General features: G+C 40.4%; 23 protein-coding genes. 12 read left to right on the top strand and 11 right to left on the bottom strand.

Features of this window, described 5'->3' with window-relative positions:
- Positions 1-58: 58 nt before the first annotated feature.
- Positions 59-2,176, bottom strand: a complete 2,118-nt coding sequence (locus tag PZB74_RS03325; protein ID WP_302240757.1) for an OmpA family protein — start codon at positions 2,174-2,176, stop codon at positions 59-61.
- Positions 2,177-2,761: 585 nt separating this feature from the next.
- Between PZB74_RS03325 and PZB74_RS03320 the strand changes: the two genes are divergently transcribed.
- Positions 2,762-3,208 carry a DUF2383 domain-containing protein gene (locus tag PZB74_RS03320; RefSeq protein WP_302240756.1) on the top strand — a complete coding sequence of 149 codons (447 nt, stop codon included), beginning with the start codon at positions 2,762-2,764 and terminating at the stop codon, positions 3,206-3,208.
- A 156-nt stretch (positions 3,209-3,364) separates the two neighbouring features.
- Complete coding sequence (locus PZB74_RS03315; protein ID WP_302240755.1) at positions 3,365-5,704, top strand: WG repeat-containing protein; 2,340 nt, start codon at positions 3,365-3,367, stop codon at positions 5,702-5,704.
- 76 nt (positions 5,705-5,780) lie between these two features.
- On the opposite strand, the gene floA is transcribed toward PZB74_RS03315, so the two are convergent.
- The 3 genes from floA to proS form a co-directional block, all read right to left on the bottom strand.
- Positions 5,781-6,770 (bottom strand): flotillin-like protein FloA, encoded by a 990-nt coding sequence (floA, locus tag PZB74_RS03310; RefSeq protein WP_302240754.1) that lies wholly within the window; start codon positions 6,768-6,770, stop codon positions 5,781-5,783.
- Between the two features lie 17 nt (positions 6,771-6,787).
- Positions 6,788-7,273 carry an NfeD family protein gene (locus tag PZB74_RS03305; RefSeq protein WP_302240753.1) on the bottom strand — a complete coding sequence of 162 codons (486 nt, stop codon included), beginning with the start codon at positions 7,271-7,273 and terminating at the stop codon, positions 6,788-6,790.
- A gap of 70 nt (positions 7,274-7,343) precedes the next feature.
- Positions 7,344-8,822 (bottom strand): proline--tRNA ligase, encoded by a 1,479-nt coding sequence (proS, locus tag PZB74_RS03300; protein WP_302240751.1) that lies wholly within the window; start codon positions 8,820-8,822, stop codon positions 7,344-7,346.
- A 143-nt stretch (positions 8,823-8,965) separates the two neighbouring features.
- On the opposite strand from proS, the gene PZB74_RS03295 reads away from it, so the two are divergent.
- A complete protein-coding gene (locus PZB74_RS03295; protein ID WP_302240750.1) occupies positions 8,966-10,285 on the top strand; it encodes a hypothetical protein in 1,320 nt (439 codons plus the stop codon).
- 96 nt (positions 10,286-10,381) lie between these two features.
- On the top strand, positions 10,382-11,968 hold the full coding sequence (locus PZB74_RS03290) for a hypothetical protein (protein ID WP_302240748.1): 1,587 nt from the start codon (positions 10,382-10,384) through the stop codon (positions 11,966-11,968).
- Here the strand turns inward: PZB74_RS03290 and PZB74_RS03285 are convergent.
- The gene (locus PZB74_RS03285) at positions 11,958-12,482 is read right to left on the bottom strand and encodes a shikimate kinase (protein WP_302240746.1); all 525 of its coding nucleotides are present in this window, start codon (positions 12,480-12,482) and stop codon (positions 11,958-11,960) included. The genes PZB74_RS03290 and PZB74_RS03285 overlap by 11 nt on opposite strands.
- A 14-nt stretch (positions 12,483-12,496) precedes the next feature.
- Entirely contained in the window at positions 12,497-13,612 is a 1,116-nt protein-coding gene (locus PZB74_RS03280; RefSeq protein ID WP_302240744.1) for a BT_3928 family protein, read from the bottom strand.
- A 301-nt stretch (positions 13,613-13,913) separates the two neighbouring features.
- On the opposite strand from PZB74_RS03280, the gene folP reads away from it, so the two are divergent.
- On the top strand, positions 13,914-14,783 hold the full coding sequence (folP, locus tag PZB74_RS03275; protein WP_302240742.1) for a dihydropteroate synthase: 870 nt from the start codon (positions 13,914-13,916) through the stop codon (positions 14,781-14,783).
- Positions 14,780-15,688: a diadenylate cyclase CdaA gene (gene cdaA / locus PZB74_RS03270; RefSeq protein WP_302240740.1), complete on the top strand. Its 909-nt coding sequence runs from the start codon at positions 14,780-14,782 to the stop codon at positions 15,686-15,688. The genes folP and cdaA overlap by 4 nt, the downstream gene beginning before the upstream one ends.
- A 5-nt stretch (positions 15,689-15,693) precedes the next feature.
- Here the strand turns inward: cdaA and PZB74_RS03265 are convergent, their stop codons facing one another.
- A complete protein-coding gene (locus PZB74_RS03265; protein ID WP_302242871.1) occupies positions 15,694-15,963 on the bottom strand; it encodes a hypothetical protein in 270 nt (89 codons plus the stop codon).
- A gap of 84 nt (positions 15,964-16,047) precedes the next feature.
- On the opposite strand from PZB74_RS03265, the gene murB reads away from it, so the two are divergent.
- The 4 genes from murB (at position 16,048) to PZB74_RS03245 (ending at position 19,904) form a co-directional block, all read left to right on the top strand.
- Positions 16,048-17,106, top strand: a complete 1,059-nt coding sequence (murB, locus tag PZB74_RS03260) for a UDP-N-acetylmuramate dehydrogenase (protein ID WP_367281464.1) — start codon at positions 16,048-16,050, stop codon at positions 17,104-17,106.
- A gap of 150 nt (positions 17,107-17,256) precedes the next feature.
- Positions 17,257-17,736 (top strand): DUF2911 domain-containing protein, encoded by a 480-nt coding sequence (locus PZB74_RS03255; RefSeq protein WP_302240739.1) that lies wholly within the window; start codon positions 17,257-17,259, stop codon positions 17,734-17,736.
- A 427-nt stretch (positions 17,737-18,163) separates the two neighbouring features.
- Entirely contained in the window at positions 18,164-19,168 is a 1,005-nt protein-coding gene (locus tag PZB74_RS03250; RefSeq protein ID WP_367281479.1) for an RHS repeat domain-containing protein, read from the top strand.
- On the top strand, positions 19,137-19,904 hold the full coding sequence (locus PZB74_RS03245; protein ID WP_302240737.1) for a toxin-antitoxin system YwqK family antitoxin: 768 nt from the start codon (positions 19,137-19,139) through the stop codon (positions 19,902-19,904). The genes PZB74_RS03250 and PZB74_RS03245 overlap by 32 nt, the downstream gene beginning before the upstream one ends.
- Positions 19,905-19,995: 91 nt before the next feature.
- On the opposite strand, the gene PZB74_RS03240 is transcribed toward PZB74_RS03245, so the two are convergent.
- From PZB74_RS03240 to PZB74_RS03230, 4 genes are all read right to left on the bottom strand, one after another.
- On the bottom strand, positions 19,996-20,241 hold the full coding sequence (locus PZB74_RS03240; protein WP_302240735.1) for a hypothetical protein: 246 nt from the start codon (positions 20,239-20,241) through the stop codon (positions 19,996-19,998).
- Complete coding sequence (locus PZB74_RS22600) at positions 20,225-20,326, bottom strand: helix-turn-helix domain-containing protein (RefSeq protein WP_367281463.1); 102 nt, start codon at positions 20,324-20,326, stop codon at positions 20,225-20,227. Before PZB74_RS22600 ends, PZB74_RS03240 begins: the two co-directional genes overlap by 17 nt.
- Before the next feature lie 144 nt (positions 20,327-20,470).
- The gene (gene glmS / locus PZB74_RS03235; protein ID WP_302240733.1) at positions 20,471-22,318 is read right to left on the bottom strand and encodes a glutamine--fructose-6-phosphate transaminase (isomerizing); all 1,848 of its coding nucleotides are present in this window, start codon (positions 22,316-22,318) and stop codon (positions 20,471-20,473) included.
- A 195-nt stretch (positions 22,319-22,513) separates the two neighbouring features.
- Positions 22,514-23,761 (bottom strand): putative sugar nucleotidyl transferase, encoded by a 1,248-nt coding sequence (locus tag PZB74_RS03230; protein ID WP_302240732.1) that lies wholly within the window; start codon positions 23,759-23,761, stop codon positions 22,514-22,516.
- Positions 23,762-23,888: 127 nt separating this feature from the next.
- On the opposite strand from PZB74_RS03230, the gene PZB74_RS03225 reads away from it, so the two are divergent.
- Together PZB74_RS03225 and PZB74_RS03220 are read left to right on the top strand one after the other, a co-directional pair.
- Positions 23,889-24,896, top strand: coding sequence for a class I SAM-dependent methyltransferase (locus PZB74_RS03225; RefSeq protein WP_302240730.1), 1,008 nt, complete (start codon positions 23,889-23,891; stop codon positions 24,894-24,896).
- Positions 24,897-24,977: 81 nt separating this feature from the next.
- Positions 24,978-26,309, top strand: a complete 1,332-nt coding sequence (locus PZB74_RS03220; RefSeq protein ID WP_302240728.1) for a M23 family metallopeptidase — start codon at positions 24,978-24,980, stop codon at positions 26,307-26,309.
- The last annotated feature ends 79 nt before the right edge of the window (positions 26,310-26,388 follow it).

The following is a 26,388-nucleotide window of genomic DNA, read 5'->3' as shown; positions in this document are numbered from 1 at the left end:
GTAAAGGTTTTCCGAGTATCCAACACAGCAAAAGACAAATTTGTTGCTAAAAGAAAGCTTACTTTAAAGTGGTAGCTTCGTTATTTTCTAAAATACGCATCTCCACACGGCGGTTAAGCTCTCTTCCTTCGTTTTCGTCGTCGTTAGAGGCCAGAGGGTCTTCTTCACCATAGCCCTGAGCTACCAGACGCCCAGTTTCAACGCCTTCACTAATCAGGAAGTTTACTATAGCCTGAGCTCGCTCCAGCGAAAGCTGCTTATTGTAAGCTTTAGGGCCTACGCTATCGGTATGGCCGGCAATCTCTACAATGGTGCCTGGGTTTGAGTTCATAAACTGCTTTAGACGATTGAGTTCGTCGTACGATGATTCTTTCAGCCTGGCACTGTTAAAGTCAAAATAGACAAAATTGAGAATCATCTTGTAGTTTGATGAAATATGGTCAAGAGATACTTTTTTTCTGAACTCCTGGGCTTCAGCACTTGCAGCTGGAATTCCTACCTTCAGGCTTTTGTAGACGTAGCCGTTCTTCTCCACTGCCAATACATAATCATTAGCCTTATTCTCCAGAATATTAAAGCGGTAGATACCCTGTGCTACATTTTCTCCTTTTAAGGACTTTCCTCCCTGAATAGGCTTCAGGCTTACGCTCGCATTGATGGCCTGCTGGTTAGAAGCATCTTCTACTTTAAGTAAAAGCTGTACTGGCTGGAGGGCATCATTTGATGGAGTGCCTGCTGTAGGTTGAGTACTTTCATTCTTAGACTCCTCAACCTTATTAAGGTTACGGTTAATATTATTTGCGCCATTTTCAGCAATCTTACTGCTTTTCTTTTTATCCAGTTGCTCATTGTCAGCATTCAGGTCAGGAATCTCCACCATATAAATGTCAAGATAACCTATACCATCATTACGTACAGTAGCATAATACCCTCTTTTGCCATCTTTAGTACTTACAAAGTATATATCATCATCAGGTGTATTAATAGGGTAACCCAGGTTTACGGGTTCTCCCCAGCTCGCATTTTCCTCATCGTAAACAGACTTGAAAATGTCATACCCACCCATACCTTTTCTTCCTCTGGTACTAAAGAAGAGAGTGTTGTTGTCGTGATCTATAAAAACTCCATCTTCATCAAAAGGAGTGTTAATTTTGTCTCCCAAGTTAGTTACTTTACCCCAAACCCCCCGGCGGTCTTTTTCGCATTTGTAAAGATCTAAGCCACCATAGCCACCAGGACGATTACTTGAAAAGTAGATGGTTTGTCCATCGGGAGCAATTGATACAGAGTTTTCAGAATAACTGGAGTTTATATTGTCACTGACCGGAGTAGGCTGAGACCATGTACCATCACTTTTTCTGTCAGACACGAAGAGGTCTCCATTGTTTTCGTCACGGTAAATATAAAGCTGCTGACCATCGGCTGATAGCGCAGAACTAGACTCAAAATAAAGGGTGTTTACAGTTTCTCCAATGTTCTCTGCAGGCAGCCATTTGCCATCCACTTTGCGGGAGATAAAGATGTCTTCGTAAGCAAAGTTATCGTCGTATACGTTTTCGTTGAGGTTATCTTCTTTACGGCGAGAGGTAAAAATCATTACGGTTTCGTCCGCATTAATTACTGGCGCATAGTCCAGACTATTGGAGTTAATCTCGTTGCCAAGATTCGTAATTACAAAGTTTCTGGCATTGTTAACAAACTCTAAACCGTTTTCACATTCGTAGATACGTCTTTTTACCTGACTTTGAGGAATTTTATCTTCGCCCCGGTACTCAGAGTCTTTGTCAAGTTTGGCCAGATAAGCATTATAGTATTCTACCGCGTTTTCAAACTCTAGCCCATACTGATAAGCTCTACCAATAGAATAAAGTAGATCAAAGCGATAATCCGGATCAAGCTCATAAACACGCAGATAATATGGGGTAGCCTCACCTTTGTTAATTGTTTCGGTGATAGTTTTGGCAGCCATATAGTTAGCCTTAATATTATCGGGATCTGCCTGAGCTGCAAGAATATAGAATTCTTTAGCTACCTCGGGTGCTTTTTGCTCATAGTAAATCTCATCCCCAATCTCAACCTGTTGACGAGCTAGTTCTTTGTTGTCCTGTCCTAATACATCAAATGAGATGCATAGCCACAGGAAAACAATAAGTATGTATGGCGTATGCTTTACCATAAGATTTTCAAAACGATGCTTATTAAATAGAATCAAACCTAAACCTCAGAAAACCTGATAAATAAGTGCCGGCAATTTAGATTTGTTTCCCTTACTATGAAATGTGAATATTCCACAACGTAATATTAAAGAGAAGAAAAATGTATTGAAGGGTCGACAAACTTAATTATACCAGGTTAAAATATAACTTTTTCAATTTATGCTTTAACTATAGCTATATAACTAGCTGATTTTGCCATTATTAGAGTAAATAATCTTAAGTAGTAGGAGGTTGCGATTCGTAATGTAAGAGGTGACAAAGCGTGTGCCTTTATTATTTAAATACATATTTATTAAAAAGGCACTTATTCTCACTCCATAAAGTAGCTGATGTATACTTAAACAGCTTTTAAAATCCTGCTATTTCAGTCTGTTTACCTTACCCAGCACTCTTAATACATGGCTGACATTCATCAGATACAGCTCTAAAACAGACACAATTTCTATGCAGTTTTTTTGATTTTTTGACTTTATAAGAAGATTTGTCTCACAAAATTTACTTTTTGTTGTTACAATAGGAAACTGATTTTTTAAACGAATAGCAGTATGGAAACGAACAAAGAGAATACAAAAATACTAGAAAAAATATATTGGCGTACCCTTAAAGCAAGAGATGTATACCAAAACGCTGCAAAGAATGTACACAACCGCCCCCTTACCGGATTTTTTGAAGATGCTGCGATAAAGCATGACGAATTTGCTGTAAATTTAAAGAGCGATTTGTCAGAAGACATAGACAAAAAAAGTCCTATGGATCTTAAAACTGACGAGTTCTGGTCAGATTTCGCATCCATTATAGTACGCAGAAATGAGTCAGCTATGCTTAAAAACTGCCTGAGTGCTGAGCGCAAAGCTATAGAAATGTATGATCAGGCACTGGAAAGGAGCGATCTGGAAGAACAGGTAAAAAACAAAGTACGTCAGCAGCGTGATTATGCTACACAATTGTACAAAGAAGTAGAAGACCTGGAAAAACAGTATGCTAGTGACTGATATTGAATAGTTTATTGCTCAATTTATTACGAGCTAGGGTTTTTGTACTAATTTTTTCCACATAAGGCTTAGTTTTTTAAAAATTGGTGAAAAATTTGTATCATTCGCTATTCAGCGAATCACAATTACATCAATAAGCCTTACGGAGTAGATTTTATGACAAAGCGACTAGCTCTTGCTCTATCAGCCCTCTTTATTTCTTTTAGTTATTCTTTTGCAAGTGTTCCCCTTCCCCCTTTAAACGACGAGGTAAGCTTTACTATCGTAGAGAAGAACGAACTTAAGGGACTATTCGACGAAGAAGGGAAGATGATCATCCCAATCGCCTACGAAGACCTGGGCTGGACCACAGCACACCCTAAGGTATTTCATAAAGTGATAGGGTATCGCGAGAATAATAAGTGGGGGCTGATTAATGTAAAAAATACTAAGGTGACAGAGGCTCAGTATTATAGCCTGTCACCTTTTTTTGATAAACTAATTATAGCTTCTAAAGGTGGGCGCAGCAGCAGAAAAGCAAAATATGGGCTCATTAATACTAAAGGTGAAATCGCACTTAGCTTCCGTTACAGTTCTTTGGAGGCTAACCATGAGCAGCTTATAGCTTCTATGGTTGTAAATCAGGAAATAGCTTATGGACTGATAGACGAAGAAGGGCAGGCTGTTATAGGTTTTCAGTACAACAAAATTACTCCACTCTCTGCCAAATCTTATGCGGTATTTAATGCAGAAAACAAACTGGCCTTATTTAGCGCAGAAGGTGATGAACTGACTAGCTTTAAATATGACAGTATTAGCCCATTTAACAGTTTTCATCTGGCTAAGGTGTATCAGAATGGTAAGCAGGGAATTATTAATGAGGCCGGACAGCTAGTACTTCCGGTAGAGTACCAGAAAGTTCGTATTAGCGAAAATGGCGAAATATCTGCTCTTCCGTTTAGTAAATGGCACACCTATACTGGCGACAACAAAAAAATTAAGACTTATACTTTTGAAGATATGGAGCCTGCCGGGCTTAACCTCTATCAGATCAAGCTGGGAGGTGTGGCTTCTTTTGTTGATGCTGAAGGTAAACTTATACTGGACGAAAGCTGGCAAATAGATGAACTAAAACATGGCTTTGCTGTACTTAGAAAAGGTAGAAAGTATGGCTTAATGAAAAGTGCGCACTCCAGCCAAAACGAGATTATTCTAGATACGGTATATGATACCCTCTTTGTTGCTGAAGATTATCTGCTGGCCGCTCAAAATCTGGGCGAGGGTGTAAAAAGCTGGTTTATGTACGACACTGATGGAAACAAACTCACCAGCTTCGCTTATCAACAGATAAGACCAGCTAGAGAAAACTTACTGGCAGTAAAAAGAAAAGACTATTGGGGTTATATAAATATGCAAGGGGAAGAAGTTATCCCCTGCCAGTACTTATCTGTATCAGATTTTAGCCAGCACCGAGCCAGTGTAGATTTTATTGATGGGCAGGGAATTATTGATACCTATGGCAACTGGACTATAAAACCATTTAAGTACGAAGGGGCTAGCCTCCACCTTAAAAGAATTCATGACAATCTGTATATTTTTAGTACTGATGCCTACCGCTACGAATCGGCCCGTCACGGACTGGTGGATAGTGAGGGGAATGAAATCTATGTGGGGAGCTATCCTTTAATAGATAATGGACATACCGTATGGGAAGTAAATGAGCAGGGCAAATACGGACTACTTACTTACAACGGTAAACGCATACTGGATACCAAGTACGATACTATTTCTGCATTGCAGGAAGGTACTGTTTACACCTTTGAAAAAGAAGGTCACTTTGGTATACTTAACAGAGATGGAGAAGTACTCGTAGATTTGGACAATAACTTTCAGGATCTTTACCCCATGAGCAACCACTATCTAGGAGTGAAGATTGAAGATAAGTTTGGTTTTGTAGATACGCTCGGGCGTTTAAGAATAGCCAATCGCTATGATTCTATTAGCCGCTTTCAGAGCAATATGGCTGCTATTAAGTTGCTGGGACGCTGGGGCTACATAGACCGGTTTGAACGCCTGGTTGTACAGCCTCATTTTGAAGAAGCTCGTGCGTTTGTTGGAGGCTTGGCTATTGTAAAGAAAGAGGGTAAATATGGAATGGTAAATAAAAAAGGAGAGACAATCGTTCCGAATCAATATTATAATATTCGCCCTACATTAGAAGACCGCTACATTGTAGAGCAGGAAAAGGAAGGTAAAGATAAAATACAGATGGGGCTGGTAAGCCATGAAGGACATGCACTCATATACCCAAAATATGATACAGTAGATGATTTGGGTAATGGGTTTGTCATCATTAGCAGGAATGGGCGCTATGGATTACTTACCCTACAGGGTAAAAGCACAATTCCATTAAAGTACGACCTGATAAAATATGATCCCTATAACGAGGTTTATCTGGTATTGGAAGAACAAGGCTGGAAGTCTTTTAACTTACCAACGCAGGTAGCCGGCAACTGATGATCATACACTAAAATCTGTAAGCATAAAAAAGGTGACTGTGAGAGCCGCCACCTTTTTATATTTCTTCAATAGACTAATCGTCATCATCTTTTTTACTTCTGGTATCATCTTCTCCTGAGATGGCACTGCGCATATCCGTATCTGCCTGAATATTTTGCATACGATAATAATCCATTACTCCCAGATTACCAGAACGGAAAGCCTCTGCTAATGCTTTGGGTACTTCCGCTTCGGCGGCAATTACTGATGCTCTTGCCTCCTGAGATTTAGCGCGCATCTCTTGCTCATTGGCTACCGCCATTGCTCTACGCTCCTCTGCCTTAGCCTCCGCTACTTTAAGGTCAGCATTGGCCTGGTCAATTTGTAGCTTAGCACCAATATTGTCTCCTACATTAATATCAGCGATGTCAATAGATAGGATTTCAAATGCAGTACCGGCGTCCAGCCCACGCTGCAATACCAGCTTGGAGATATTGTCCGGGTTTTCCAGCACATCAGTATGCTTTTTAGCAGAACCGATAGAGGTTACAATGCCTTCTCCAACCCTAGCAAGTATAGTGTCTTCTCCGGCGCCACCTACCAACTGAGCAATATTAGCTCTTACCGTAACTCTGGCTTTTGCCATCAGCTGTATACCATCAGCTGCCACAGCGGCTACTTCGGGGGTATTAATAACCTTAGGATTTACAGAAATCTGTACAGCTTCAAATACGTCTCGCCCAGCAAGGTCAATAGCTGTAGCCTGTTTAAAAGTGAGGCGGATATTGGCTTTGTCAGCAGAAATAAGTGCCTTAATTACGGTGGGCACATTACCACTAGCGAGGTAGTGTGTTTCCAGTTCAGAAGAAGTTACTTCCAGTCCGGCTTTAGTAGCAGTAATTAGCGAATCTACCACTATGCGGGGCGGAACTTTACGAATACGCATAAATACCAGCTCAAGCAAGCCAACCTTAACGCCAGAAAAGCGAGCGGTAATCCAGAGATTTAAAGGTATGAAATAAAGAAAAGTAAAGAATGCCACTATCGCGGCAACAATAATTAAAATTAAAGAGAGTCCGTCCATAAGATGGGTTTTGTCTGTTAAGTGGTTTTAGTTTGGTGTGTGCTGACTGATTCTACGATGATTCTGTGGCCTTTAATACTGATAATTTTTACTTCTGAACCATCTTCTATGTATTGGCCAAGCGTACTTACTTCAACAACGGTGTCATTAAACTCAGCCTTGCCGCCCGGCCGTAAAGCTGAGAGTGCAATTCCTTGATCACCTACCCAAAGGTTATTTTTTACATCCTCATTTACCCGTCCGGTATTAGCACTTTTTAAAGAAAGCCCCTCCCAGGTTTCGGAGCGAAAACTAAGTATTAATAGTATTACAACAAGGCCAAATGTGATACCCAGCGTGATGAAGCCACTGCTTGAGCCGAAGTTAACAAAAGTCATAATCACTCCGGCAGCCGATAGGATAAGTCCGGCTATACCAAAAATAGTAGTGCCCGGAATAAAGATCAGTTCAGTAACGATTAGCAATATACCGACGACCAACAAAATAATGATAGCTAGCCACATGTGCATAAAAATTTTGAAGAGCTGCTAACAGCAATTAAGGAATGCTGAAAGAGCTCTTCAATATACGAGATTAATACGCTTTGGCAAAGATTACTCTCTGGCTTGACGGTTTTCCTGAGTAAATACACTTGCCTTCTTCCTGCTCATTGTTAAGAGGGATACAACGAATGGTAGCTTTAGTTTCTTCTTTGATTTTAGCTTCAGTTTCAGCAGTGCCATCCCAGTGCGCAGAGATAAAGCCACCTTTTTCTTCCAACACTTCTTTCATCTCCTCATAACTGTCTACACGGTATGTCTTTTCTTCTCTAAACTGCAAAGCTTTGTTATAAACTTCTTCCTGTATGGTATCTAAAAGCTTTTTAATAGTCTGAGGTAGAGCTTCATCAAACTGGTAAGTTTGCTTTTCCAGCGTATCGCGGCGAGCTATCTCCACAGTGCCGTTTTCGAGGTCACGAGGTCCCATTGCTAGGCGTAGAGGCACACCTTTGAGCTCGTACTCTGCAAATTTCCAGCCTGGCTTATGTGTATCACGATCATCAAATTTAACAGACACTCCCAGCTCTTCCAACTGCTCTTTAATACCAGCTACCTTCTGAGAAATAGCTTCAAGCTCTTCACTTTTTCTGAAGATAGGGACAATCACTACCTGAATAGGAGCCAGCTTAGGAGGAAGTACCAATCCGTTATCATCGGAATGTGCCATAATCAATGCGCCCATCAGGCGGGTGCTTACACCCCACGAAGTTCCCCAAACGTGCTCTAAGCCTCCTTCTTTGGTCGCAAACTTTACGTCAAAGGCCTTGGCAAAATTCTGCCCCAGAAAATGAGAAGTACCAGCTTGCAGAGCTTTGCCATCTTGCATCAGTGCTTCTATGCAATAGGTGTCTAGGGCTCCGGCAAATCTTTCACTTTCAGTTTTTACCCCTCTGAGAACCGGTAGAGCCATATGCTTTTCGGCAAACTCTGCATACACATTCATCATTCGTACAGTTTCTTCTACAGCCTCTTCGCGGGTGGCATGGGCGGTGTGCCCTTCCTGCCAAAGAAACTCAGCGGTACGTAGGAAAAGGCGAGTTCTAAGCTCCCACCTTACCACATTAGCCCACTGGTTAATAAGTAGAGGGAGGTCTCGGTATGATTGTATCCAGTTTTTGTAAGAGTTCCAGATTACTGTTTCTGAAGTAGGTCGCACAATCAGCTCTTCCTCCAGTTTGGCTTCGGGGTCTACCACTACGCCGCTTCCATCTTCTGCGTTTTTTAAGCGGTGGTGTGTTACAACTGCACACTCTTTGGCAAAACCTTCCACGTGATCAGCTTCTTTGCTCAGGTAAGATTTTGGGATAAAAAGAGGGAAATAAGCATTAGTATGACCAGTGGCTTTGAACATTTTGTCCAACTGTGCCTGCATTTTTTCCCAGATGGCATAACCATAGGGTTTGATAACCATACATCCTCTAACTTCAGAGGTTTCGGCTAGCTCTGCACGCTTTACCAGTTCATTATACCAGGCTGAATAGTCTTCGCTTCTTTTGGGTAATCCTTTGCTCATGAATGCTTATTGTTGGTACTATATTTGTGAATTTTCACCTAAAAATGATATATTAAGCACAGGCAAAGATATTTATTACAAATCTAATTTCGTACTTTGCCGTATAATAATTGTAGAGTATTAGTATAAATAGGAGGATATTTATGAAAACTTATGGAACAACATTAGCAATCGGTCTGGCGGCTTTGACGCTGCTGGGGGCCTGCGCCACGTCCGATCAGTATGCTCAGTCCAATGAGTATGATGATCTATACTTTACAGCTAGTGACAGACAAACTGTAGAGTTTACTAAGCTCAATGAGCCTAAGAAAGCAGACTACCAGCAAGGGTCTTATGTCTACGATCAGCAAAGTTATTCCTCCAAGAACGTTAACCCTGAGTACATTGCAAAATACAGCAATGCACAAGATCAACAAAATACACAAGAGAACTCAGTACAGAATGATGAGTATTATGTAGAAGATTATAATCGTGACGATTACTACACAACTAGTGGTAATCAACCTCAGGTTGTAAATAATTTCTACGGACCTGCCGGCCGCTATGGTATGTACGGTAACCCGTACTATGCTGGTGGATTTTACAATGATCCGTTTTTTATGGATCCTTTCTACGATCCATTCTGGGGACCTACCTCAAGCTGGGCTCGTCCAGGATGGAACGTTGGTGTATCAATAGGTTTTGGTTGGGGATTTGGAAATGCATGGGCATACCGTCCATGGAGAGATCCATTCTACAGCTCTTGGAGATATAGGAATCCTTGGGGATTTCGTAATGCTTACTATGCTGGCTTGTACGATGGTTACTACGGAGGCTACTGGAACCGCCCTGGTGTAGTAATTATCAACAACGAGAATATAGGTGTTAACCGCCGTGTAGTTACTACAGGTAGAAGCTCTCAGAGAGCAACACGTACTGCCGCTAACGTAAGAAGCAATCGTACTGATGCCATCAGCCGTTCAAATAGCACCATTAGCAGCAGATCTGTTGCTAACAATAGAGCAAGTACTGCCAATGCTCGTTCTTCTTCTACAGCTAGAAGCAACAGAGATTATAGCAGAACTCAGAATGAGTACTACCAGCGTTCAAGAGCAAATGCGAGATCAGCTGAGTCTAGCAGAGTATACCGTAGCTCTACGCCGGCCAGCCGTGGAAGTAGAACCTACAGTACCAGCGAAGCTACCAAACGTAGCCGTAGCTCAAGCTACTCTACTCGCTCTCGTAGTACCAGCCCTTCAAGAAGTTATTCTACCAGTCCTAGTTACAATTCTCGTAGCTATGGCAATAGCAATAGAAATTCTTCTTACAGTAATAGCTCTCGCTCTCGTAGCAACAGCTCTTATACACCGAGCCGAAGCACCAGAAGCAGCGGTAGCTATAGCCGAAGCAGTTCTTCTCCCAGTAGAAGTTCTTCACCAAGCAGAAGCAGTGGAGGACGTAGCTCTCGTGGTGGAGGAAACTAAGCTTTCCGCTAAATGAACTTTAGCTAAAACAACAAGTAGTGTAGTGAGACCGTTATCTTACTACACTATTTTTTTGTTCATACGATTTTGTTTTATATGAAAACCCTACACAAATCCTATATATTTTCATTCTTATGTAGCATCGCAATAGTCACTGTGGGACATGCCCAGGTGGCAGAAGATGCTTTATTAATTAGCAGAACCGCACCTACAGGTACGGCGCGTATGTTAGGCCTTGGAGGTGGTGGAGTGTCTTTGGGCGGAGATCTTAGCTCGGCCTATATAAACCCTGCCGGACTCGGTTTTTATAATCGTTCGCAGGTAGTCTTAAGCCCTCACTTTAAAAATGCCAAAACGAATAGCAATTTTCTGAACTCTACTTCGGAAACTTTTGATAACCAGTTTAACATCTCAAATTTTGGGATAGTCTTCAACAATACCAAGGATGATATTGTACCTGCTGATTACCGAGGTGGTTCATTTGCTATAAGTTATAATCAGACCAACACGTATAACATCAGCTATGGGTTTGGAGGAGAAAACGCTTTCTCTCTATTAGATGAGTTTGCCCTACAAGCAAATGGTATTGATGTAGCTGTGTTTGATCAAAGTATAGATGATGAAACTTATCCATTTTATCCGGATGCTGCCTACGCTAACTATTTAATCAACCCGTATCCAGATAACTCAACTTCCTATGCTGCGTCTATTCCTCCCGGAGCTACAGCTGTACAGGAAGGTCTGATTGAAGAGCAGGGTAGGCAAAGTGAATGGGACTTTTCATATGGTGGCAATTACAAAGACAAATTGTACTTTGGTGCTAGCATAGGCTTTAAAAATTTTACCTACGAAAAGAATACATCATTTAGTGAACAGTATGTGTACCCAGAGGAGTTTAGACAGGGAGGAAGCAACTACCCATTTAAACCATTTGATGACTCACCTCTTACCATTGAGTCGGTAGACAACGTTAGGCTTGATGAAACCTTAAATATTGATGGAAGTGGTGTAAACGCTAGCATAGGGTTAATTTATCGTCCTGTTAACGAGCTTACCATAGGTCTGGCTTATAAAACACCTACTATTTATAGCATGACAGAAGAGTATTCTTTTGTATTAAACTCTCAGACTGTAGGCATACGGGAAGAAGTTGATTCTGAACCACAGACATTTAACCAGCCCGTAGTTGGTACAGTAAACTTTTCTGAGTACACTTTATCTACCCCTTCTAAAGTGAGTGGTGGTTTTTCTTATTTCTTTCAGAAATACGGATTTATTACTGCTGATGTAGAATATATGAACTATGCGGCCAATCGTTTTGGGTCTAATGAGTTTAATACCGGAACTCTAAATACTGAAATAGATGAGGTAATGAAATCCGTAATCAACTATAAGTTGGGAGGAGAGTTTAGATATGATATGTTTCGTCTTAGATTAGGTTATGCGCTTTATGCGGATCCTACCAGGTATGCAGGAGACCAGTTAGACAGAGATCGGGTAGTACTCTCGGGAGGAGTAGGCTTTCATACACCTACATTCTTTGCAGATTTAGCAGTAGTAAATACCCAGTATAATACTGATTTTTTCCCTTATCAGGGAGCCCAGAATTTTCCTACAGCGGATATTCCGAACTCAGAAGATAACATTACAAATGTAGTATTATCAGTAGGCTTTAATTTTTAGCCTTAGATTGTAGAGATATCAGGTGGATAATGCGCTCAGCCGTAATATAATCTCCTGCTATCTCTATTTTTGCTTTTTTATAAAAAGGAATACGATGGTTAAACTTTTGGTCAAAAGCTTTAACCATATCTGCGGCATCCAGACCATGAAATAGAGGGCGTTGAACCATCCCTTTTTTTGACATTCTATTAATAATCTCCTGCGAAGGCAAGTCAATATACACGCTTAAGCCAGCCTTATTCATAGCACTCATATTCTCATGAAAGCAAGGAGTTCCACCTCCCGTAGCCATAACAAAGCTGTCCTGTTCGTGAATAATTTTATCTAGCGTATCTCTTTCTACCTCCCTAAAATAGTCTTCTCCGTGCTGCTGAAATAGCTCACTAATGCTGGTACGTACCAATCTTTCAATTTCAGTATCCAGGTCTATAAAAGGCATATCCATGAGGCGTGCAATCTGCTTGCCTAAGGTTGACTTTCCAGAGCCGGGCATACCTACTAAAAAAACTTTCATAATGGCAGTAAATACTAGTTTTGAGAAGCAAGATTTTGTTTTTCGCTAAGCTCTATAAGGGTGCTGCTTTCAGGAATATCGTTATGGTGCCACTTAGCCTGTACCACCCCTTCTTTTAATAGCACCAAACCTGGATTTGCACGAATGATGGTTTTTAGCACTGTAGCATCAGCAAAATAATAAGGCATAGCGAGTTGGTGTTCATGGCGAAAAGACTCAAACACCTCTTCTCCCGAGGCTGTAAGTATAATGGGCGCTATGCTTGAAGGTAAACTTTCTGCTAAGTTTCTTATTTCTGGAAGAAAATCAGTGTCGGCCTTTTGAGCATCATACATGATGATCAGGAGCTTATTACCTTCAAAAGTTTGCTCCGTGAAGTCGCCTTCAGAATTCCATACACTGTAATCAGTAATTTTAGGTTGAGCTTCCGGGTTGAGCAACACCATCTCTTTAAACTCATATCCACCCTCAGTAGGGTAGTCCATGAATTCTTCTTCTTTACCATCTTTGGTCATAATATACTTATACCTGAGTTGGGCCGAAGGTTGCATAAGCTGGGGGATGTTAGCTCCTACTTTATATGCCCGAAAATCAATAAAAGGTAAGTGCTGAATTGCGTACCAGGCAACACCAATATTAAGCACTGCAACTATTAGTATAGCCAGGTCAGCAGTTCTGGAACTGAACGAGACAGCCATCTGCTTACGGTAGACAAAAAGAAACACGATCAGCACCAGCAGAATTATATCCTTGATAAAAGATTGCCAGGGCGTAAGTTTAATGGCATCTCCAAAGCAACCACAATCAGTCACTTTATTGAAATAGGCCGAATAAAAGGTGAGAAAAGTGAAAAAGACAATAAGTGCAAGGAGTACCCAGGCGGTCAGTTGCATACGGTAGTTTAGCAGTACAGCTACACCAAGTACCACTTCCAGTACGCTTAGTAATACCGAAAAGAAAAGAGCTGCCGGAACCAGATAGGCAAAAAATGGAGCAAAGTCTGTAGCGAATACCTCAAAATATTCTTCAAGTTTGATAGCGGTACCTACCGGATCATTGATTTTGATAAGGCCAGAAAATATAAATAAGCCACCTACCAGAAGGCGCGAAATCTGTACGATTATTTTCATTGGGTTGTCTTTTCTTTCAAACAAAGTTAAGCGCTTAGGACGGAAAACCTCATGCACTACTTTTTTAGTTGATGGAATATAAGTTTTAAAGCCTGCTGAACGCTAATTTTTCAGCAAAATAGCCAGGAGTACACCTATGTATTACGCTAATTTCTTAAAAACTGCAAACGTTCACTCAGCCTGTTTCGTTGTACATTTTCTTTTTTTAATGCTCTTGGCTAGCCCTGACGACTTGACTATATTCGTGTGTATTTTGATTTTTCAAAATTAATTGATATATAAAATAACTTGGGTACGGAAATTGAGTAAATTATATCAAAAAGGGCAATTTTTTTCTCTGAAAAGAAGCTTAAATCTTAAAGGTAATTTAATAAACCTGGAAGAGCCTATCGTAATGGGGATACTTAATGTAACTCCAGACTCTTTTTACGATGGAGGCCGATACCATCAGAATGATAGTATCATACTCAGCAGGGCAGAGCAGATTCTTCGGGAAGGAGCTACGATCATTGACATTGGTGGTTATTCATCTAGGCCAGGAGCCGAACATATCAGTGCTGACGAAGAAAAAAAACGTGCAATAAAAGCCGTAGAACTGGTATCTAAATCTTTTCCTGAAGCGTATATATCCATAGACACTTTCAGATCAGATGTGGCGCGAGAAGCCGTAACGGCAGGAGCTAGTGTAGTTAACGACATCTCCGGTGGCAATCTGGACGAATATATGTTTGACACTGTAGCTTCGTTACAGGTTCCTTATATTCTTATGCACATGCGGGGAACACCTCAGGACATGAAAGAGTTAACTAATTACGAGGATCTGACAGGTGAAATCATAGACTATTTTCAGAAAAAGCTGGTTCAGCTAAGAGAGAAAGGGGTAGCAGATGTGATTATTGATCCTGGTTTTGGTTTTGCTAAGACTATTGACCAGAACTACGAGCTACTGCGTAAACTCAGAGACTTTGAGATTCTGGACGTGCCTTTGTTAGCAGGTTTGTCACGAAAGTCAATGATTTACAAAAGACTGGGCTTAAGTGCAGATGAAGCGCTCAATGGTACTACAGTGCTCAATACAGTAGCTATCATGAACGGGGCTTCTATACTGCGTGTACATGATGTAAAGGAGGCAATACAAACCATTAAAATATTAAAATATACATATAGTTGATTTATCTTTTTTCAATAGGGTTTCTTGAAATTAGCTGGGTAGATATCATAGATATACTGCTGGTAAGCGTATTGCTTTATCAGGTATATAAGTTAATGAAGGGAAGTGTAGCCCTCAGTATTTTCTTCGGATTTTTAACCTTATACCTTATTTACCTGGTAGTAAAGGCAGCGGAGATGGAACTGCTAAGCGCTATCCTTGGCCAGTTTATGGGAGTAGGGGTATTGGCAGTTATGATTCTCTTTCAGCCGGAAATACGGAAATTTTTGTTGCTTGTAGGTAAAACTACAGCATTTAACAGGGATAACTTTTTCAAGAACTTCTGGAAAAAAGATGACGACGATGGTAAAATTAACATTACGCCTATTATAGATGCTTCAAAAAGCCTAAGTGGCTCTAATACAGGGGCACTTATCGTATTTTCTAAAAGCTCTCCGCTTAAGTTTTATGCCGAGTCTGGTGACGAGATAGATGCCGTAGTGTCTAAACGTTTGTTGCTGGCTATTTTCAACAAATACAGCCCTCTGCACGATGGTGCTGTAATTATTCATGAAAATCGTATTAAAGCTGCCCGTTGTATTTTGCCCGTCACAGAAAGGGATAACCTACCGGCAGAATTTGGTTTGCGACATCGTGCGGCTATCGGAATGACCGAAATTACTGACACTTTGGTTGTAGTAGTATCTGAAGAGACCGGGCAGATGTCTGCTGTGCGCAATGGTGAGATCTTTCATAACCTTCCTGCCAAGGAGCTTAGAAAGAAAATTAACGATTATCTGTACGAAGAGAAGGAGGACGAGGAATTTGTACTGGATCAGGCCAAAGCAGAAGAGAAAGCTTTTGTAGAAAAGAAAGAGAAATCACGCCAGACTGCTGATCAGCAAAGCATGACTACCCAGGACTAATATCGCTAGTCTTCTTTTTTTCTGGGCCGTACCGAAATCTTTATTTTAGGTTTGGGCTTGGCTTTGGTTGTATTTGCTTCTGCTTCTTTTTCATCTTCTTTAATAGGGTATTTTCTTCTGGTGCTATTAATCAGAAAAAGCTTTTGCTGACTAAAGCTATTGGGATGTACTCTTTCAAATAAATGAAGCCACTCCTCCCAGCGCTCAGGTTCTTTTTCTTTAAAGGCTTTAGAGTCTATCTTTTTTCCTTTCAAATAATCTTCAAATTCCTCCATACTTTCGTAGATATACGTTGAGAACTTACGTTTTTTGTTAAACGTTCTCTTTTCGGCTTTAAACTTGATGCGAAAAATTTAGAATTGCAATATATCGAATCATCAGACCACATGACAATACAGGAAAACGTTTCACTCAAAGCATATAATACTTTTGGAATAGAGGCCAGTGCACGCTACTTTGTAGAAACTAGCAGCACCAAAGACCTTCAGCAGCTTATTAAAACTCCCCTTTATCAGCAGCAGGAGCTATTTATTTTAGGAGGGGGAAGTAATGTGCTGCTTACCCAAAATTTTGAGGGTTTAGTAGTAAAGATGAGTATTCCCGGTATAGAGGTAGTGGAGGAAAATGAGAATGAGGTAGTTGTAAGAGCGGGAGCTGGGGAAAACTGGCATGAGTTTGTGCTACATTGCATTGCCAGAGGCTATGGGGGTATTGAAAATTTATCTTTGATACCGGGTACGGTAGGAGCAGCCCCAATGCAAAATATTGGCGCTTATGGTGTGGAGATAAAAGATGTATTTGAAAGCCTGGAAGCCGTAGACCTACAAACAGCAGAACTGAAAGTTTTTAAGCACGAAGACTGTAAGTTTGGTTATCGGGAGAGTGTATTTAAAAATGTACTGAAAGGAAAATATATCATCACGCAGGTAAGCTTCCGTTTAAGTAAGCAGGCAAATATTAACACCTCTTATGGGGCTATAGAAGAGACTCTTAAAGAGATGCGTTCACAGTCGAACTATAAGGCTCGTACAGCTATAGAGGAAGTAAGTGAAGCTGTGATCCAGATCCGTCAAAGTAAACTACCAGACCCTAAAGAAATCGGAAATGCAGGTAGTTTTTTCAAAAACCCCGTGCTAAGTGCCGAAAAGTTTCAGGTACTCAAAACCGATTATCCTCAGGTGCCAGGCTACCCTCTGGAAGATGGTAGTGTAAAAGTACCTGCTGGTTGGCTGATTGAACAGTGTGGCTGGAAGGGTAAAAAAGTTGGTAATACCGGAGTCCATAGCAAACAGGCATTGGTACTGGTAAATCATGGTAATGCCCAGGGTAATGAAGTGAGAAAGCTAGCAATGCAGATAAAAGATTCGGTATGGCAAAAGTTTGAGGTTGAGATTATGCCGGAAGTGAATATTATTTAAGCAGAACTTAACTTTATCTTTGTCCTGAGGTTTACTTTTTGTTTTTTGACAATTAGTTACATTTAAGCATAATTTTTAATCCCAAAAAGACTACACACCATGAAAAGGAGATTTTTATTGTCTTTCTTCGCCTTCGCTTTAGTAATGTTAATGAGTGAAAGCTTAATAGCTCAGCAGGCATTAGAGCCTAAGCCTAGCCCAATGGCAGTGGCCAAAATGAAAAAGGATGAGGCTTACATTAAGGTTGTATACAGCCGTCCTCACTTGCGCAACAGAAAAATGATTGGTGAGCAGGAGCCCTATGGTAAAGTTTGGAGGCTTGGTGCTAACGAAGCTACTGAGATTACCCTGACTGAAGATGTTAAGCTAGGAGGTAAAGATATTGAAGCAGGTACCTATTCTATGTTTGCCATTCCTGAAAAAGATAAGTGGACACTTATCCTGAACAGCGAGCTTGGGCTTTGGGGAGCATACGAGTATGATGATAGTAAAGACGTAGCTCGTATAGAAGTGCCAGTAAAGAAAAATAGCGAAAAATATGAGCCCTTTACTATTCAGTTTAATGAAATGGGCACTAAAATGATGATCATGTGGGATAACCTATTGGTAGAAGTTCCTGTAGAAGTATAAGCTTTTAAACAGTGATAGAGCCAGCTATGCAAGTAGCTGGCTTTTTTTGTTAGTAGGCTCTTAAAAAAGTGGAATAAAAATTAGCAGCTTCCTAATCTGGAATACGAAGTGCTTGCTCACTCAAACTGTAGAAATGGTGACAAAACTCCCCAGAATAAAAAAGCATTTCTCAAAATGTGGGGAAAACATTTCACGATGATAATAGTTAAGAGGTCCATTTAAAGGTTTAAGAGCTTTGGCAAGGTGCTTGTCTTTATTATAATAGATTTTTTAAGCTAAGGATTATAATTTTTTAAACTGAGATTTTTTAAACTTGTGGATGTTAAGAACATAAGGTTTGCCAATACGGCAAACCTATTTTTTTGCCCAATCCGAAGAAAAGCTCAAGTATAATCTCAGGCTCACGCTTTAGTCACATCCTACTGTAATTAATGACAACATCAATATAGATGCTGACTCTACCCAGTCTATCATTGCCAGGCTACATGACTACTACCCATTCGGTATGCAAATGGCCGGCAGAAACTTTGAAAGTGAAGACTACCGTTTCGGCTTCAACGGTAAAGAAAAAGATAACAGCTTCGGGGGTAGTAGTGTCTACGATTATGGGTTCAGGATTTATAATCCAAGCATTGCTAAGTTCTTGAGCGTGGATCCGCTGACGAAGTCTTATCCTATGCTGACTCCTTACCAGTTTGCTAGTAATTACCCAATAGCAGCTATTGATTTAGATGGCTTAGAAGCTAAAATTACAATCACAGCTAAATATTGGGAAAATGCTATAAAACAAGCAGCAGATGATGATATAAATAGAGCTGTTTCTATAGCTCTAGAAGCTATTTTTATTAAGTATAGCAATCTTGAGTCAGAAACTGCTATTAAATGGGCAGAAGGAGCAGGAGGGTGGCAAAATGGTAAGCCTGCATATGCTGAAACTAATAAAGATAAATTCCCTGCGGGTATAACTGTTGTGAATAGTGAGGGTGAATTACTTGCTTGGATAAAAAAAGAAGAGCATTGGTATGATCCCGTGTTGGATTTATTCAATGAGACAGGTGGTGGGTATAAATTTTATACTAGTAGTGATTTAAATGGACAACCCATTGGAGAAGTTAGAATTGGGGCTTCTCAGGAGAGTATAGATATAAATTTATTAATGACAGTAATAGGTGGCGCTAAAGCTAGCGCTGATGTACCTAAAAATTACGCAGAACAATTTGGTAAGTTGGTTGATGCTTTTAACATAGCGGGAACTCTAGGAGATGAATTGGGAATAGAAGAAAAAACAGATTCTTACTTTGAAGCAACTTATTGTACAATATGTCATAAAACTTATAAACCAGATAGTTCTGGCTTTTTTCATGAAACTTCAGAAAGAGCTACTTCTACCAGAAATGGTCATGGCCACAAAGAACCGTTTAAAAAAGAATAAAATGAAAAATTTAATGATAGTCCTTTTAGCATTGTTTTTAAGTAGGTGTATAAGCAGTGAAAAAAAGAATGAAGAAGTAACAAATATTAAAAGAACCTACTTTGAATCTGGAAAATTAAAAGCTGAAGCTGAATTTAACAGTGATTCTTTGAAGCACGGATTTGCAAATTTATTTTATGAAAACGGTCAAAAAAAATTACAGACTGTATATCAAAATGGGGAGAAAAATGGTCTTGAAATTAAATACTTTAACAGTGGGAATATTGAGTATAAAATGACTTATCATAAAGGTATACCTATAGGGGAAATGTTTGAGTATTACGAAGATGGACAATTAAAATATTATTCGTTTTATGACCCCGCGGGTAAAGGCATTTACAGAGCATACTATGATATTAATGGAATTTTCTTAAAAGAAGAGGGAGTAAGAGAACCTCTTAATCTTGTTAACACTTTAACAGATTTTGAATATCAAATAGGTGATACGCTAGATTTAATAGTCTATGTTCCAAATCCACCTAATTTTAATCAGCATATAGAAATAAAGATATTTGATGAAACTAATAATCAAAGAGAATTAAACAAAATGACTATTGAAAACGGGAAAGTGTATTTTAAAAATATATTAAATGAAAAAGGGACTTTTGAGGTGTTTTCCACATTATTTATGGAAAATAATTTATCAAAAGAATTTGAAGAGCATAGCACAAATTCTTTTACATTTATAGTTAAATAATCCCCACATCGCTTCCTCCATTAGCGCGCATTTTTAATGCGTGCTCATTTAATCCAAGCATTTACTATGCGGGTATCCAATACTATAAAAATCAAGAAGCAAAAGCCTGTCTGGTTTTATAATCTCGGATATAGGTATCCATTAGATCAAAGAGGGTACGTTGCTTGTCTTCATCCAGTTGGCGCAGATCATCCAGGCGTTGTAGCATTTTGCGGTCTTTAAGCTGCTGGGAAGTGAGCCCAACCAGGTAATCCAATGAGACATCCAATGTCTGGGCAATCTTGGCGGCAATCTCAAGAAAGGATAGCTGCGTAAAGGCTTCATGTCCCTCTTTCATAACGGCCAATAATGGCCCCGGAAGTGCCAATGCTTTGCCCGAGTTCTTCCCGAGAAAGCCCTTTTTCTTTGCGTGCCAATATCATCCCTAGCGTTAAGCCTAGAAAAAAACTCTGCAATTAGACTATAACTTTAACAAGAGCACTGTACGATAGCCCAAAGGCTTAAAAAAAAGCCCGAGATTATTCTCGAGCTTATACTTTCCAGAAGGAAATTTGTTTCTTAACTGCTTATTCTACGGTAACTGATTTAGCGAGGTTACGTGGCTGGTCTACATTGCAGCCTCTCATCACTGCGATATGATAGGAAAGTAACTGTAGTGGTATTACCGAAATCAGTGGCATAAGCTCCTGGTTGGCCTTGGGCACCTCCAGCACATGATCAGCCATTTCTGCAATCTGTGTGTCCCCTTCACTAACTATAGCAATAACCTGCCCTTTTCTGGCTTTTACCTCCTGTATGTTAGAAACTATCTTTTCATAAGAGTTATCCTGAGTAGCAATAAATACTACCGGCATTTCTTCGTCTATAAGTGCGATAGGGCCATGCTTCATCTCAGCGGCAGGGTAGCCCTCTGCATGTATGTATGATATCTCTTTAAGTTTGAGTGCACCTTCCAGAGCTACCGGAAAATTTTGCCCTCTTCCCAGATAAATGGCATTGCTGGCATCTTTATAAATTTGAGAAATTTGCTCAACCTGCTCATTCAGTTCCAGGGCTATTTTTACCTTATCAGGTATCTGGCTCATCTCTTTAAGCAAAGCATCATACTGCTCATTTGCCAGCGTGCCTTTACTTTTGCCAATAAGTAGGGCAAACATAGTAAGCACAGTTAGCTGAGCTGTAAAAGCTTTGGTACTGGCTACCCCAATTTCAGGGCCGGCATGCGTATAAGAACCGGCATGAGAGGCTCGGGCAATTGAGGAACCTACTACATTGCAAACGCCCAAAACTGTAGCGCCTTTGCTTTTAGCTAGCTCTACTGCTGCCAGAGTGTCGGCAGTCTCACCTGACTGAGATATAGCAATAACGATATCTCCTTCATTAATTACCGGATTACGATATCTAAATTCTGAAGCATATTCAACCTCAACCGGAATACGGCATAAGTCCTCAAAAATATACTCAGCTACCAGTCCGGCATGCCAGGAGGTACCACAGGCAACAATAACAATACGGTTTGCATTAACCAGTTCTTCAATATGGTCACGGATACCGCCCATCATCAATGTGCCTGTCTCTGCATTTAAACGTCCTCGCATACAGTCGCTGATAGATTTGGGCTGCTCATGAATTTCTTTAAGCATAAAGGAGTCAAACCCACCTTTTTCAATAGCCTCAAGCTCTATATCAAGAGTATGAATGTATGGATCTGTGGGCACATCATTCAGGTCTTTAATCTGAAATTCACCTCCCTGTACGACACATACCTCGTCATCATTAAGGTATACTACCTCATTAGCATATTCTACAATAGGCGTAGCATCCGAGGCGAAGAAAAACTCACCTTTACCCAGACCAAGTACTAAGGGGCTACCTTTACGGGCGGCAATAAGTAAATCCGGCTCATCGGCAGACATAATTACAATGGCGTAAGCACCTACCACTCTTTTTAAGGCAATGCGCACTGCTTCTTCCAGCGTAAAGCCATTGTGCTGCTTTACATCTTCTATAAAATGTATAAGTACCTCAGTATCAGTATCACTAATAAACTGATGTCCTTTTTGTATCAGCTCTTTTTTCAGAGCATCATAATTTTCTATGATTCCATTATGAACAATAGCTAGTTTACTATTGCCGGAAAAGTGAGGGTGAGCATTTACGTCATTAGGTACACCATGGGTAGCCCAGCGAGTATGTCCCATGCCACTATGGCTTTTAATCTGTTCTTCCGTTAATGATTGCTGAAGATGGTTCTCAAGCTCAGATACTTTTCCTTTCTTTTTGTAAACATTCAACTCACCATTAATCAAGGCAATACCAGCACTATCGTACCCACGGTACTCAAGACGCTTTAGCCCTTTAATGACTACTTCGTGAGCCTGACGATGTCCTGTATAAGCAACTATTCCACACATAATTTTTTAAGATTTACAGAAAAATATTTATCTAAAATCAATGAAGTGATAACAAAAGCAATGCGAGAAAATGCGGTCCAATAGGACTATAAAAACCTGGAGTATAACTAAATTTTGAAATGTAATATTTAGGTTTTAATTCCCTCTTAATCTGTGACAAAACACAGAGCAGTAACATATAAAGCATATGTTTTGTCAGGGCTGCGTCTCATGAGTTCGGTGCTCATAGATATATCGGAGAATATCCGCTTCCTGTTCAGATAATGTAATACCACGGCGTTTGAGTACATCTCTGGCTACTTCCAATGCTTTTTCTATTCGGTAGGGTGCTGTTTCTGTAACTGCCCCCCAACTAAAACTAGGAATAAATTTTTCAGGATAACCGGTGCCGAAAATATTAGCAAACACACCTACTACTGTACCTGTATTGAACATAGTGTTGATGCCACATTTGCTATGATCACCCATAAGTAAGCCACAAAAAAGCTCTCCTGTATCTTCGTACCGGTGAGTGCCATAGTTCCAGATCTTAACGGGCTTATAGTTATTTTTTAAGTTGGAAGCATTAGTATCTGCGCCGAAGTTGCACCATTCGCCAATCACAGAATTACCCAAAAAGCCTTCGTGTCCTTTGTTGCTATTGCCAAATACGACTACGTTTTTTACCTCGCCTCCCAGTTTAGAGTGAGGGCCAATGGTAGTAGCCTCCCTGATTTTACTACCTATATTGACATGAGAATTTTCTAACATAGCAAAGGGACCTTTAATTACCCCATTTTCGTGTATGGTAGCTCCTTTTCCTAAATAGATGGGACCATTTTCCGCATTTAGAATAGAAGCTCGGATAGATACCCCTTCTTCAATAAAAATATCTTCGGGCTTGCCATAATAGATGGTATGTGGGTCTTCAATGTTGGCAGAAGTACGGCCTGTAGCAATGAGCTGATAGTCTGCTTTTATCTGCTCTCCATTTTCTAAAAATATCTGCCAGGGCTGAGTAAGCAAAAAGGCATGCTCGGTGTAGCTTTGCTTTTCGTAAGTTTCCACCATAGCTATAAGCTTAGCAAACTTTTCTGTGTAAACCTCATGTCTTAATTCTCCTAAAGTAGAAGTATGTGCAGAGGTTGGACAAATAGCCAGTAGTTCTCCGTCCTTTTCTAGTAGTTGTCCTTCTTTGAGCTGATTTATAGCTTCAACTAAAGCCGGGCTGGGGCACAAACTCGCATTTATGCAAATGCTATGTTCTGCACTATGCAAAGGAAACTTAGCCTGCAAATATTGATCAGTAAAATAACCATTATTCAGCACCTCTACTTTTAGATGCTTTTCCCATTTTTCAGCAAGACTGAGTATGCCCAGCCTGATTTCCGCAATAGGACGGGTGAGTGTAAAAGGCTTAAGATTATCTCTGTACCTAGGTACTTCAAAAAAAATCAGATTCATAAAAAAATTCTGGTTTGAGCGAGTCTGGTGTAAATATTAACCTTAAGTAAAAACTGTTAGCTTAACTATTATTCTTTGGCAATTTAGTACTTTATGCAAGTTGTGTTGGAAAAAACTTTACCAAATTATGGCAAATCTAAAAGAAGCCCATACGTTTTTAAATTCTTTCCTCAATACTGATGCCAGAAACTTTGTCCGTACAGTTATGACCAAAAACTATGCACATGCCATTCAGGTACATCATCCACAGCCTAAATTCCTGAATAACACCTTAGTAAGTAGTAAGTGTCATCACTTGGTAGATTCTACTTTTCAACGTATTGCACAAATTCAGTCATCACCAGAAAAATTGTTTCCGCTTTTTGCTCAGCTTTCAAGAAAGCAGAGTGAAAAAGATGCCATCTGGTTTGATGAATTTACGAGCGCATATCAGGCTTACAAACATCAGCATAAACTTCGCTCTCGCTATGAAAAAATCAGGTCTTTTCTAAAAGGTAGCTCTTACTGTGATGTAGGTTGTGGGGGAGGCAATTTCGCAGCCTTTCTTCAGCGTAAACATCCTTTATTTAAGCGAGTGGCTGGTATTGACACCATGGACTGGAGAACAGAGACGATAAAAGATGAAATAGACTTTCAGGTACTGGACTTTTCCCAAGTGGACACAGCCAGTAGCATATCATACGAAACCATGAGCTGTTTTGCTGTGCTGCATCATGTAGGCAATACAGATGCAGCGCAAGGCGTTTTTTTGCGTAACCTCTATAACTCTTTAGCTCCTGGCGGTAGACTTATTGTCTTAGAGGATGTAATCTTACCGAAGGAAGAGTTAGCAAATTTACCTTATCTATCAGAGCAGATCAGTCATTTGTGCAGTCAACAAGCAATACTTGCAGATTTCTTGAACCTTGATGCTCATACCCAACGAGATTGTATTGTGCTTATAGATTTTTTGGCGAATGCATTAGCCGTAGGTGTGCCTGATATGCCTTTTCCCTGCGGATTTCGTACATTAAAATCCTGGGTTGATTTTTTTCCGCGATATGGCTTTGCTTTGGCTAAAGTAAAAATTGCAGGATTTGTGCCTACAAATTTTAATCAATCCTCTCATGTCTACTTTGTACTAGACAAGTTGTAAAAATATGACAAATACTTGTGAGTCAGGGAATAATAAAAGTTTATGCTTTGTTAAAGTGGAATTCAACCACAAACTCTATTTATGCGAAGTACGAGCATCAATATATTAGTTTTCATACTGTTGTTATCGCTAGTAAGCTGTAGCAGCAGCAAAAAAATAGATCAACTTTTTTCTAAGTCATCACCTTACGAGCAGTATGCCAAGCGCCTGCAAGCTCATGAGCTTGATCAGACAGCTTTAGGAAAAGACTGGATGAAAGCGGGTCAGTTAAGCTTACAGGATTCATTAATTGTAAACTTACCTTATCATGAGACAGGGTATATCTCTCCTGATAAGCCAGAAGCTCTGAGCCTTCGGTACCAGGTACGAGAGGGGCAGCAAATTTACATTGAACTTACCCCCCTGAGCCAACCAGAAAGCCGCTTTTTTATTGATATTTTTAGCCAGGAAAATGACACTACACTGGCACTGCGGCATTCTGCCGATACCTTGCCTCAGCTAACTTATGAGGTAAAAGATAGCGAGTGGCACACAGTGCGCATACAGCCCGAACTGCTTAGAGGGGGCGCTTACCAACTAAAGCTAGGCTTTGAACCTTCACTGAGCTTTCCGGTAAGCGGGATAGACAGCAAAGCGGTAGGTAGCTTTTTTGGAGCTCCTAGAGATGGCGGTGTACGTAGCCATAAAGGTATAGACATTTTTGCGCCTAAAGGTACTCCGGTGCTGGCCGTGGCCGAAGGGGTAGTGGGTCGTACCTCCCAAAGTGGGAGGGGAGGTAAAGTGGTATGGTTAAATAGTATAAAAAAACGTTTTAGGCTGTATTATGCCCATCTGGATAGTCAGGCGGTAAGTCCAGGGCAGCGTGTGCAGCCAGGCGACACTTTAGGTTTTGTAGGTAATACGGGTAATGCGCGTACTACTCCTCCACATCTGCATTTTAGTATATACAAAATAGGTAGAGGAGCGGTAGACCCTTATCCTTTTGTACATGCTCTTATCAAAGATGAATCTCTGGTAGCTGTAGATACCTCAGAAGTAGGTATGGAGGCACGTACCAAGGCTAGCCTGTCTAATATACGCTGTTCTCCTAATACCGCTTCAGAAATAGTAGGCACCCTTCCTCAGCATACTTATGTGCAACTGTATGCCAAAGCAGACTCATGGTACAGAGTAAGGCTGGCAGGTAACCAAAGTGGATATGTCCACGAAAGTCTGTTAGAGTCCTTGGATGATGCTACTGAGCAAATCCTTTTAGACAGCGAGGATACTTTCTTTTATACTCATCCCAGAGAGAGCAGTGTGCTCAATACTAATCTTATTGGCCACAAACTAGATGTGCTGGCAGCTCATGATTCACTGCTGTATGTAAGGACTGCCGAAGGCAAGTATGGATGGGTAAACCCTGCAAATTAAGCTTAAAACCTTACTTTTTCTTCTAGGATAAAGTTTTGCTACTAACTTCCAATCTTTATCTTTGTTACTGATACAGATG

The sequence above is a fragment of the Porifericola rhodea genome (assembly GCF_030506305.1).
GTDB classification, from domain to species: Bacteria; Bacteroidota; Bacteroidia; order Cytophagales; family Cyclobacteriaceae; genus Catalinimonas; species Catalinimonas rhodea.
Note: the sequence above shows the minus strand (reverse complement) of the source record. Positions and strands in the feature narration are given on the sequence as shown.